The organism is Scytonema sp. NUACC21 (genome assembly GCF_054684315.1).
Map to the genome: position 1 here is coordinate 462,444 of NZ_BAAFZH010000109.1, position 12,332 is coordinate 474,775.

General features: G+C 41.6%; 9 protein-coding genes. 8 read left to right on the plus strand and 1 reads right to left on the minus strand.

The genetic code is table 11. The features are described from left to right. Window positions 1-291 precede the first annotated feature (291 nt). The 5 genes from ACYRY3_RS44195 to bioF all read left to right on the plus strand — a co-directional run bounded on the left by ACYRY3_RS44195 (window position 292) and on the right by bioF (window position 4,549). The gene (locus tag ACYRY3_RS44195; RefSeq protein ID WP_460208187.1) at window positions 292-1,707 is read left to right on the plus strand and encodes a M23 family metallopeptidase; all 1,416 of its coding nucleotides are present in this window, start codon (window positions 292-294) and stop codon (window positions 1,705-1,707) included. Between the two features lie 173 nt (window positions 1,708-1,880). Continuing rightward, complete coding sequence (locus ACYRY3_RS44200; protein WP_460208188.1) at window positions 1,881-2,081, plus strand: T6SS immunity protein Tdi1 domain-containing protein; 201 nt, start codon at window positions 1,881-1,883, stop codon at window positions 2,079-2,081. A gap of 17 nt (window positions 2,082-2,098) precedes the next feature. After that, on the plus strand, window positions 2,099-2,650 hold the full coding sequence (locus tag ACYRY3_RS44205; RefSeq protein ID WP_460208189.1) for a DUF6939 family protein: 552 nt from the start codon (window positions 2,099-2,101) through the stop codon (window positions 2,648-2,650). 295 nt (window positions 2,651-2,945) lie between these two features. Beyond that, window positions 2,946-3,197 carry a hypothetical protein gene (locus tag ACYRY3_RS44210; protein WP_460208190.1) on the plus strand — a complete coding sequence of 84 codons (252 nt, stop codon included), beginning with the start codon at window positions 2,946-2,948 and terminating at the stop codon, window positions 3,195-3,197. A gap of 182 nt (window positions 3,198-3,379) precedes the next feature. After that, a complete protein-coding gene (gene bioF, locus ACYRY3_RS44215) occupies window positions 3,380-4,549 on the plus strand; it encodes an 8-amino-7-oxononanoate synthase (protein ID WP_460208191.1) in 1,170 nt (389 codons plus the stop codon). 229 nt (window positions 4,550-4,778) lie between these two features. Here the strand turns inward: bioF and ACYRY3_RS44220 are convergent, their stop codons facing one another. After that, on the minus strand, window positions 4,779-8,570 hold the full coding sequence (locus tag ACYRY3_RS44220) for an NB-ARC domain-containing protein (RefSeq protein WP_460208192.1): 3,792 nt from the start codon (window positions 8,568-8,570) through the stop codon (window positions 4,779-4,781). A gap of 292 nt (window positions 8,571-8,862) precedes the next feature. Between ACYRY3_RS44220 and psbA the strand changes: the two genes are divergently transcribed. From psbA to ACYRY3_RS44235, 3 genes are all read left to right on the plus strand, one after another. Further along, window positions 8,863-9,945, plus strand: a complete 1,083-nt coding sequence (gene psbA / locus ACYRY3_RS44225; RefSeq protein WP_460208193.1) for a photosystem II q(b) protein — start codon at window positions 8,863-8,865, stop codon at window positions 9,943-9,945. A 297-nt stretch (window positions 9,946-10,242) separates the two neighbouring features. Further along, window positions 10,243-10,839 carry a TetR-like C-terminal domain-containing protein gene (locus tag ACYRY3_RS44230; RefSeq protein WP_460208194.1) on the plus strand — a complete coding sequence of 199 codons (597 nt, stop codon included), beginning with the start codon at window positions 10,243-10,245 and terminating at the stop codon, window positions 10,837-10,839. Window positions 10,840-10,841: 2 nt separating this feature from the next. After that, window positions 10,842-11,714, plus strand: coding sequence for an alpha/beta fold hydrolase (locus ACYRY3_RS44235; protein WP_460208195.1), 873 nt, complete (start codon window positions 10,842-10,844; stop codon window positions 11,712-11,714). The last annotated feature ends 618 nt before the right edge of the window (window positions 11,715-12,332 follow it).

Genomic DNA, 12,332 nt, shown 5'->3' on the forward strand with positions numbered 1-12,332 from the left:
AACTAACGGCTAGGGACAAATTCAAGGTTTGAATGGTAGGTTTTATTTTGTAAAACAGGCGCTTCTCAAGTCTTCATAGTTAAATTGATAGCTATAACTGAATTATACTGTCAAGCTAGGTATTCCCAAAGCTTGGGATTTAGTACTTACTGTTGATCGAGTCAGGTATGCTATTAATTCTGAGTAAATTTAAGAAAGACCTTGAGCACGCCGACTTACTTATTTGCTTTTCAAGACTGTATGAATTCCCTAAATAGCTTCAATTGAATACTGTTTACTTAGGAAACTACAATGCGTACACTCAAATGGATTTTGATTGTGATGGTAATCATTGTGGGAATCTTTGCTATTCCTACCAAAATAGCAGTAGCCGAATCATCCACTGCTGAACCTACTTGGTCCAGATTTATTTGGCCGCTTTGTGGACGAATTAAAGAAGAATCTGGTAATAACTGGAAAATTGGTAAGAATATTGTTGATAATTGTGATTATGTTACTCGTATTGAACAACAAGGTAAAACGGATTTTCCCATTGATTACGGCTTCGGCTATCGGAACTTTGAGGATACTAGCCGTGCCATTTCCTTCCATCGAGGACTCGATTTAGCTACCCCCGGAAACACTCACAATAAGGATGCGGATAACCCAGTCTTTGCAGCAGCTGGTGGTATTGTTAAATCCGTTACTTGTCACAAAAATGGTCAGACAGATGCAGATTTAGATAACAAGCCTGAAAATTGTCTGAGTGCTCGCGACCAAAAAGTTGTATTGCTCCATCCTGCTAATGGGGCTTCAGAATGCTCAACTACAAATCCATGCCTAATCTCTGTTTACAATCATGTCCGCGTTCAAGATGTTAATAGCATTCCTCCTATTGTTAAGACTGACCTGAAAGTCGTTAAAGGTCAACATATCGCTTGGACAGGAACGAGCCGCGAGGGCAATTTCGATCATCTTCACTTTGAAATTCGAGATCCCTACGAACGAGCACGTGCGGCAAACAAAAAAACTTCAGGTGCAAGTTCTTTCGCTAAAGATGCTCGCAACCCCATGTTTTACTTGCCTTATCCAGTTTTAAATAACCCTGAACCACTCAATATTGAAATCAGTGAAACGTCCTCAGTTTCCACTCCTGATGTAGATGTTTGGGTCAATCTCAGTGCAAATCCAAACTACAACTTAAACTTAAAATCCATCCAAGTTAGACCTACTTATAGAGACAACAATGGAACACATCAGCGGGCGTTTGTGCCTACCTCAAGAACATGTGGTACCAACGTCAAAGAGTATGTAGTCAACAATAGCCTTTTTGATGTGGATGAGTGGAGTGTTCAACACACACCGTTTCCATCTACTTCCACCACCCTATGGAGTACAGAGAAAAATGAGAATCCATATTTCAATAATATAGATTCTACCGAACCTGACCAATTCTTAGAGAAGAATGCAAGCACGACTATCCAACCAAATGGTCATCGTTACGCAGATTTCGACTTCAAACTCATCACGGCAGGACGTCGTAATGATAATAGTACGGGGAATGAATGGTACACCCTAAACGTAGGTTTCACTGGTATTGAAGCTGCTCCTGTAGGAGCAACCCGTTGCTACGAAGTAGAGGTGGTTACGGCTTATCCCAATCCCATAACCAGTAGTAAATTTACAAGGCTTAACCAAACTAGAACTGTAACACAGTGCTTCTCCTAACAGCAACACTCATGGCATCACCTCGAACGAGAGTGATGCCTTGACTATTATACGTAGTAATCATAAGTTGCCTATAATACACATAGGCAAATGAACAAAGAACAAAAGTGGTGAGTGGGAATAAATTAAACTACATCAACAATATGTGCTTCTTTATAAGTTTTACCACGAGTATGAAACTGCGCTCGGAACTGCATTTCCAGAGTGTAACCCGTTTGGGGCAACTAAGCCCAGATGAATGTTTTGCTTTTGTACCAGCTATAGCATTGGGAGGTTCAGAAACAATTGAAACCGTGCAACGTGTACCAATACAAGAACATTTGGCTTTACTGGCTCAACTTGTTGAACCAATCGTAGTCGTGCCTTTTCAATAAAATGGACAATTGAAGATATGCCACTCATTGTAAAAAGTCGCCGTACATCTGCGGATAATTTGTCCAAAGCTTATCCCGATGCAATTATCCTTGATGTGACCTCTCGTGGTTGTGAACCTTGGGTTCGCTTTAGTCCTTTTTATCCTCATGGAGGCATACCAGTTCCCTTTTCACCAGATAAATTTAGCATGACAGTTGAGGGGATTTGGCAAGGGTTGAAAGTTTTTGATAAGACAGAAGTAGATACGTCTAAATTATTAATTTCTGATATGAAAGGAATCAAACGTTCAGCCAGCAAGTATGGAAAAGTACTTGGTCATCGTGCTGGTTTTTTTGGCGATCGCCTGCTCTCCTATGGAGACGCTCGTCGGCAAATTTACTTGCCATCCTATCGATGGGTGTTGGAGAACCGCGTTCAAGACTTGGTAAAAAATCTCCAGCAATTAGTTGATAAACAAACTGTTATATTACTTGATTATGAAACCAACTGCGATGTAAATGATTTGTCCCGTCCCTTATCTCACGCAGGTTTGCTTAAGTTATATCTTGAAGACAACTGGCCAAATTAAGCCCCAGTCATTCTCAATGGGAAGAAAGTATAGACTTTGGTCGAAAATAGCAGAGCTTTAATTAAGTTGTACTGTAGATATTAAGTAAGTCGGCACAATAAAACATAACTATGTACACTTCTATGAAGAGCCTCAAAGCCCAGTAACGACTAACGAAGAACCACTAACAGCCCTAACTCCTAGTTGTATTTATTTACGCCGACTTACTTATCTATAAAATGTTTTAGTCGAGAGGATTGGGTAGGATGAGCGATCTGCCCTCTGGGCAGGAGCGAAGCTATCGCGAACCATGAATATGACCGCACCAGAATATTCCCTACATGAGTTGACTCATGCAGCACAACAGATAGAAGTCGTGCAACGCCAATCAATAGAACCTAACCAAAATTCTGCAACATCTCCGTCAGATACGGAACTTCGCAATTCTCTGGCGAATATGTCAGACAGTGAGATTGCGCGAATTAAATGGAAAGGTTTCTTCAGGAGATGTCTTGGCAATTATCTTTTTGAAAGACTTTTTGGTGCCTCAACCCGGTCAGGGAAATGAGGAGGCTTTGTTGAGATTGTGCAATATCAACAATATTCTCATTGCAACTAATCACTCAACTGCAAACGCGATCTTGCATTACTTAGAAACAACAAAACGTTAAAAATACCCTTGTTATAAGAGATAATTCGGTTTACAATCATCTTATTTTAGAGGGTGCATTGACGACCCCTCTGTAAGTGATGTCTACTAACCCATATGCTTGGCTAAAGCAATCCCTGGCAACCATTCACCGCGCAGACTGGTACCGTTCCGTACAAACTATCCAAGGTCGCCCTGGTGCTACAGTTTTATTGGAGGGACGGGAGGTTATTAATTTTGCCAGTAACGATTACTTGGGATTGGCTGGGGATGAGCGCTTAGTCATGTCGGCTTCTGCTGCTGTGCAAGAATTTGGAACTGGTAGTACTGGTTCTAGATTACTCAGCGGGCATCGGCAATTACACAGAGATTTGGAAGCAGCGATCGCATCCCTGAAACAAACAGAGGATGCAGTAGTATTCAGTTCGGGCTATCTAACGAACTTGGGTGTCATAACTGCTTTAGTAGGCAAGCGAGATTTAATTTTATCAGACCAGTACAATCATTCCAGCCTGAAAAACGGGGCAATTCTCAGTGGTGCAACCATCCTTGAATACCCCCACTGTGATATGACAGTTTTGAAAACCCAGCTCGGTCAGCACCGACAAAACTATCGGCGTTGCCTTATAATCACCGATAGCGTCTTCAGCATGGATGGAGATTTATGTCCTTTACCAACCCTTTTAGATCTGGCTGAGGAATTTGGCTGTATGTTGCTGATTGATGAAGCTCATGCAACCGGGGTAATGGGAGAAACTGGTGCAGGTTGTGTTGAATATTTCGGGTGTACGGGAAAGCAGTTAGTTCAAATTGGTACTTTAAGCAAAGCTTTAGGCAGTTTGGGTGGGTATGTAGCAGGAGGTGCAACTTTAATTGATTATTTGCGAAACCGTGCCCCAAGTTGGATTTATACCACAGCACTTTCACCAGCTGATGCTGCCGCAGCGCTAGAAGCCGTCAAAATAGTACAACAAGAACCGCAACGTCGAGTGCAACTGTGGCAGAATGTGGCTTACGTAAAACAAGAGATGCAACAGCACCTACCCAACTTGAAATTGCTACCTTCTGAGTCACCCATTTTGTGCTTTGAACTGCTCAACGCAGCTGATGCACTCAAGGTGGGAAAGCATCTTAAATCCTGTGGCATTTTTGCCCCTGCTATCCGCCCCCCCACTGTTCCCACAAGTCGAATACGGATATCTGTAATGGCAACTCATGAAGTTGGGCATATTCAGAAATTAGTAGAAGCTTTAAGTAGTATTCTCACTTAGATTAGGGGGTACTAGAGTGAGGAAAATCTTGCGTTGATAGAACGATTGCCAGTAAAAGCTTGGCTAAAATGGTCTGCTTTTTTGCCCCCAACATACCAACAGCATAACTTTTCCCTAGAACATGGTGGAGTGGGATACGGCTAAATTTAATGCTTCGCTTATCGCCCTTCGTCCATGACTGTTGTGTTGAATATTTCGGGTGTACGGGAAAACGAGTGACAAAAGAGGATTATGCTTCTAGATCCGGACAAATTGTCGTTTGAGTGACAGCTCCTAGAGCTTTTAATGTAATTTTCTGAGCCTCAGTTAAACCAACCACACAAGTAATATTCATTCCTTCGTAAAGTCTTTTACTTCTAAGAATTTTAAGGCATTCACCTGTTTCAATATCCCACAATCGGATAGTCTGGTCTTCACTGCTACTAATTAGAACTTGAGGCGTGTTAGTTAAACATTCCTGGCGAAAGTGGCTAAACGCAATTGCATAGATACACGAGTTGTGACCTTCCAATACTTTCAGACATTGACTTGTATTAATATCCCAAATTCTTACCGTTTGATCTCTCCCAGCACTTGCCAAAAATTGACCGTTCGGACTGTGCATTACTGAAATCACAGATTTGGTGTGACCTTGAAAAGTTTTTAGACAGTGTCCTGTCTTAGTATCCCAGATTTTCACCATTTTGTCTTCGCTACCACTAGCAAGAGTTTGACCATCTGGGCTGAAGTTGACCGAATATACCCAGTTAGTATGCCCTTTGAAGATTCTGAAGCATTCACCTGTATTGACATCCCAAATTCTGATTGCTTGATCTGCACCGCCACTAGCTAGGATTTGCTCAACTGGACTATACGCGACTGAACAAACTGCACTCTCATGACCTTTGAAAGTTTTGAAACACTGCCCGGTACTGACATTCCAAACCCTAATCGTTTGGTCTGTACTGCTACTAGCAAGGAAGTGACCATCCGGACTGTAAGCCACTGACAGAACCCAATCAGTGTGACCTTTTAAACTCTGAATACTCTTACCTGTTTTGATATCCCATATTTTGACCATTTGGTCTGCACTGCCACTAGCAAGGGTTTGACAATTTGGGCTGTAGGTCACTGACAGAACCCTATTCGTATGACCCTTAAGGGTTTTCATGCACTCACCAGTGCTGATATTCCACAATTTAACCGTTTGATCTTCGCCACCGCTGGCTAAAGTGGCCCTACTGGAGGTATGTGGATTGTCTTGTGGGGATAAAGCTATTCCCCACACGCCGTTACCGTATCCTCGAAACGTCCTGAGACAATCCCCTGTCCTAACATCCCATAGCTTAACAGTTTGGTCTTCATCACTGCTGCTGAGAATTTGACCATCACTGCTAAAAACAAGAGAGCGGATACCATTTGTGTGTCCTTGCAACGTTTTAAAGCATTGCCCTGTGTTGATGTCCCACAGCTTTATTGTTTTATCATTACTACTAGAGGCCAAAGTTTTCCTGTCGGAACTACAATCAACACACCAAACACAACCCATATGACCTTGTAGGGTCTTAATATTTTGTCCTGTCTCAACTTCCCACAGTTTTACAGTTCTATCAGCACTGGCACTAACCAAGGTTTTGCCATCTGCACTAAACTTCACTGACCAGACTTTATTTTTGTGTCCGTTGAAAGTTTTAAGGCATTGCCCTGTATTAACGTCCCATAGTTTTACAGTTTGGTCATCGCTACCACTAGCGAGATATGTACCGTTAGGGTTAAGGGTAACAGACCAGATCCAACTTGTGTGTCCGTGGAAAGTTCTGAGGCATTGCCCTGTATTAACGTCCCATAGTTTTACAGTTTGGTCTGCACTGCCACTAACTAAAATTTGGCTATAAGATATGTTTGAATCTGGTTGCCGAGCAATAGCAACAGACCACACTGCCCTTGTGTGTCCTTTAAAAGTTTGGCGACAATGCCCATTACTGACATCCCATAGTTTGATAACTTGGTCTTCACCACCACTAATTAAGGTTTGACCATCAGCGCTAAAGCTAACAGAGCGAATCCAACCTTTGTGTCCCTCCCAAGCTAGTCTTTGTTGTCCGTCTACTATTTGCCATAGAGTAATTGTGCCATGACTATCGCCTGTTGCTAAAAGTTTGCCGTCTGGGCTCATTGCTAATGAAAAAACGTAACTCAGATTTTCAGTAAACGCGCATTTAGACAAATCGGAGTTAGAAAAGTTAGTCTGGTTTAAATTTATATCCTTTAGATTAGCTTGCCAAATTACCAGTTTGGAAAAGTCGTGTCCGCTAAGATCGATCTTTAGTTCACGCAGTAAGTTGATAGTATTTCCACCAGCATACCCTGTTTCAGCTAGCGCTTTATCTTGCAGCGATCGCAGAATTTGCATTAACTGGATTTTAATTTTCTCTGGCTCTCCAAAAATTTGTAGTAATTGCTTTATGACGGCTTTTAGAATAAATTCAATTTGGATATCTCGAACATATTCTTTTGCTTGAGCTTTGGTTAAGGCATATTTTTTAAATAAGAAGATTTCTTGTGATTCAATTTCGCTACAGACCTGTTCGACTAATGTCATAGTAAGATACTCCATAACAACAGGTTGTAATGTAAATAAAGTTATGTTTTGATTTGGTAGTGACAGTAACGCACGTTCTAGATAACAACGTCGCTCTAAGGATTCTAGAGCTTCAAGTAATCGCGAAGGCAATACAGCCGACAGCAGATCGGATGCAAGTTCTGCAAGGGTTATAGGTTCACGATTGATTGCCAACCAGTACATTAATTCTTTTTCCAAGTTAGATAGACGATTAAACTGCTGGTTTAGCATTTTTAGAATGTCACCGAATATTACTGTTCCCCAAGACAAAAAGTTGACAATATTACCATTAAATAAGTCATGAATTGTGGAGGCAACAATCTTTAGAGCCAGAGGATTACCTCCGTAGGACTGAATTAGAGTTTTCCAATCTTCGGGAGAACCAGAAAACTCACCCTTTGTAGTAAATATTTGTTGTGCAGCTGCTATTGTCAACCCAAACAGATGCAAAGACCTTACAGGCAATGTTTTCCCTTCTAGAATTGCAACTTCTTTAGGCTTCTCTCGACTGGTTAACACTAAACAGCTGTTGCTACGTAATTCTCCAACTTGCCAGAAGAGGTCGCCATAGGCTTCATACCCTGCTCGATAGTAGCCTCCAAGGTTGTTGTATGATGACCCAGACGTATCAGTGCTGCATAAAATAGTCTCTACATTATCAAGTATGATTAGACATCGATGTTTTTGTAGAAACTCCAGTAATTTTGAAATTTTTTGACTAACAGTCTCAGGTAAATTAAATTTCTGTTGATCCGATAAAACAAGAATCAGGTCAGCAAGAAGTAATTCAATAGACGGGGCGTTATGAAGCGATCGCCAAATGACATAGTCAAACTGTTCCTGCAGTTGTTCAGCTAACTTAACAGACAGTGCTGTTTTACCAATACCACCAATTCCCAGCAAAGCGACTAATCGGCAGTGTTCCCGAACAATCCACTGCTCAAGGATTGCCAATTCCTGAGAACGTCCGTAGAAAACAGACACATCAATTGCTTTGCCCCAGTCTAGACGACAGCCCGAATGAGCTCCATTAGTCTGATTAGTGACTGGAGAATCTTCTTGGCTTGAGCTTCCAGATTCATTTTTAAGGCTACTTAAGAGTTCTCCCTCCGAGTCACTTTTTTGCTGCGACGTGATGAACTGCTTTGCTGAAACGTTGTTACTTTGGGACGATCGCCATCGGCTTAGGACTAAGCGAAAGTTATTTTTAGTCACTTTCTCGCCTAACACCACTGAAAGCATCTTCCATAACTGGAAGCCTACATATTTGACGTAGCCATCATCGTAATCATAACTTTCGGCGATCTCCGAGTAAGTTTTTTGCTCCCAAGATTGGGAAATAACTGTCTTTTGTATATCATTCAGAGGCTCTTCGCCGAGAATTGCCTCTATGGTTGCCAATGCTTCTTCAAGCGTCATGTGTTATCAGACTGTTTACTGATTTTTTGAAGTTATTAACTTTCTAACATTTAGTTAAGTCTACTTGCGTTTGTCTTACACAAGAGTTTTTAGAGAACTACAGGGAGTTATGAAAAATACTTTGCTTTTCTAAGGTTTCCACAATATAGCAATTAGTTACTAACTTTTAGTTATAACTTTATAATAACTGACAAAACTTAAAAACAATCAGTAATATGTCATTAAAGGTTGTTACACAACTTGCAACTAACAACCTCATAACACAATACATATTACTGAAATCATTGAAATCATGACTACCACTTTACAGAGACGCGAAAGCGCCAATCTGTGGGAACAGCTTTGCAAATGGATCACCAGCACTGAAAATCGCTTATACATTGGCTGGTTCGGTGTATTGATGATTCCCACCCTCCTGTCTGCAACCATATGCTTCATTATCGCCTTTGTCGCTGCTCCTCCAGTAGACATTGATGGTATCCGCGAGCCTGTTGCAGGTTCTTTAATTTACGGCAACAACATCATCTCCGGTGCAGTTGTGCCTTCCTCCAACGCCATCGGTTTGCACTTTTACCCCATTTGGGAAGCCGCTTCTTTAGATGAGTGGTTGTACAATGGTGGCCCATACCAGCTGGTAATTTTTCACTTTTTGATTGGGGTATTTTGTTACCTCGGTCGTGAGTGGGAATTGTCTTATCGCTTAGGTATGCGTCCTTGGATTTGCGTAGCATTTAGCGCTCCTGTTGCTGCGGCTACTGCTGTCTTTTTGATATACCCCATCGGTCAAGGTTCTTTCTCAGATGGTATGCCTTTGGGTATTTCCGGTACATTTAACTTTATGCTGGTGTTCCAAGCTGAGCACAATATCCTGATGCATCCGTTCCATCAGTTAGGAGTTGTTGGTGTATTCGGAGGTGCCTTTGCTTGTGCTATGCACGGTTCCTTCGTAACCTCTGCGCTTATTCGGGAAACGACTGATAATGAATCAGCCAACAACGGCTATAAGTTCGGTCAAGAACAGGAAACTTACAACATCATGGCTGTTCATGCTTACTATGGTCGCCTGATATTCCAGTATGCTTCCTGGCGAAACAGCCGTGGTTTGCACTTCTTTTTAGGTGCTTTGCCTGTAATTGGAATCTGGTTCACTGCTTTAGGTATCAGCACAATGGCGTTTAACCTCAACGGCTTCAACTTTAACCAGTCAGTACTTGACTCTCAAGGGCGTGTGATTGGTACTTGGGCAGATATCCTGAATCGTGCTAATTTGGGTATGGAAGTGATGCACGAACGTAATGCTCACAACTTCCCTCTAGATTTGGCGTCAGGCGATGTTGTACCTGTTGCTTTAACTGCTCCTGCTATCAATGGGTAAGGTGGTTAAATTTAAACTTCAATAATCGGTTAACCTCTGTATAGTCACTGACCGATAACCAGTCAAAGCGCTCTTTTAAAGAGCGCTTTTTCGACTTCTGAAGTCCTTTGAGGATCTATCGGCTGGATTTCCGGTTTGTTTTTCCTTTTGTTACAAAACAGTTTGTCGTTAAAAAGTACATCTAATTGTGAGGGCGCAAGGCAATGCGCCCTTACTGATTTGGGAATCGCTATAATTCTTGACAAAGCTAATATGAATAGCTTTTAATTAATACTGTTAGCTAAAATCTTCCCAATTATGGGTCGTCCGCTTAAAGAAAATTCTCTGACCAAGCAGGACATTGTTCAAGCTGCAATTGTTTGCCTCGAAAAAGAAGGTGAGTGTGCTCTTGGTGTTAATCGTGTTGCACGCTCCTTGGGGATTAAACCACCTTCGATTTACAAGCACCTTGATGGTAATCCAGCATTGCGGCGAGCCGTGGCACTGGAAATTTGGCAGCGGTTTCTTACACTGTGTCATCAGCAGACAACAGAACTCAATGAACCCCTTGCCATGCTGCGTGCCCTACTGCACGCAGCACGAAATTTTGCGCGATCGCATCCAGCGCTGTATGCCGTTATGATTCAGGTGCAATTGCAGCCATCTGACCCAGATTTTGCACCGATTGTGGAGAAAATATTGAACTTTTATGAACGCGCACTCAAACCCTATGACTTAAGCCGCGATGAAATGATAGACACAATACGGATGTTGCATGCAGCCTTTTACGGCTTCGTTGCAGCAGAACTGTCAGGATTACTAACGTTGGAGCGTTCCACCGATGCTAGTTACGAAGTAATTATTGATGCACTTGTAGCAGCAATCAGCCATATTCGGCAACCTAGAGGTAAGTAAAAATGCAAACACCAACTGACCAATATATCAGCGTAGACGGTATAAAAACTCGTTACTGGCAAGTTGGCGAACAAGGAACACCCCTTGTATTGATTCATGGGGCTGGCGGGGCAATCGATTACTGGTATAAGAACGTGTTTGCTCTCGCAAAGCAGCATCGTGTCTACGCCTTGGATTTGGTAGGTTCGGGCAAGTCAGATAAACCCGCTCGAACTTACACTTATGATGATTTAAGCCGATTTACCATTAGCTTTATGAATGCGGTTGGGATACCGCAAGCTTCGTTGATTGGGGCATCAGCAGGCGGTGCTATTGCACTCAAGTTAACCCTGGCTTTTCCGGAAAGGGTAAATAAATTAATTCTTGTAGGTAGTGCCGGCTTAGGTAAAAAAGTAGCATTTACCGCACGGCTTACATCAATTCCAGGTATTGGTGAAGCACTGAATCGTCCAAGTCTTGCTACAGCAAGATTTTTTATTCGTCAATGTGCCTACAACCCAGAGCCATTTCTGAATGATGAATTTATTAACTTGGTGTATCGAAATTTATCACTGGAAGTCCTGCAATTTCAACTGCGAACCTTTCGCACTACCTCAAGCTTTTGGGGAATCAATTCAGAATTTTTACGTTCTATCGTTGAACGTTTATCGGAAATTCAAGTACCAACACTTGTAATTTGGGGTAAGCAGGATAAGCTTATTCCCGTTGCCTATGCGTCCATTGCAGCACAAAACATTGCTTTTGCCAAACTACAATTGTTCGAGCGGTGTGGGCATTGGTGTTATTTGGAATATCCTGACGAGTTCAACCAGTCAGTGATTGAGTTTTTAAGTGAGCCATCAAGAACTCCTCTCCTTCAAAAAAGTCAGGGGTAAATGAAAGGCGATTTCTAAAATGTACAAAGCGAAATTTTTGTAACGTTCCCCCATTTCCAGTCATTGTGTCGTTGATAACGTCTATAACCTAATTATAGCGGTAGTTTGACGTTGTTAGAATTTGCTGTAACGTCAACAGAAATAATAAATAGCGCTCTTAAAAAGAGCGCTAATTCAATTGCACTACATAAAAACATGACCTCAACCTTACAGTTACTTTGGGTATACTGCAAGTTTGAAGTTGCTCGCTAACTTCAACAAGCAACATAATTTAACAATAGAATATTAGCTAAGCTTTGTCAGTTATTAAAAAGTTAGATGTTTAGCTAAAGGCTGTAAACAGTTTGTTATATCGTTTCCGGTTGCATCTCAATAGTAAAAAAACTGACAAGAGACACGAAAGAGAAAGAGTTCCGATACAACCGGATTTGATATGACAGGTTACCGTGAGCTTTTTTGGCTTTCCAACAAAATATAACTAGATAGTAACTGACAAACTATACAAAAATCATTATTTTTTAAGAAGGGTTATTAAAAAACCATGTTGATAATTTAACTGTCAAAAGAGGCGATCGCTGCGTGTACGTCAGTTATAAGAAGTATATTCATAAAGTAAAG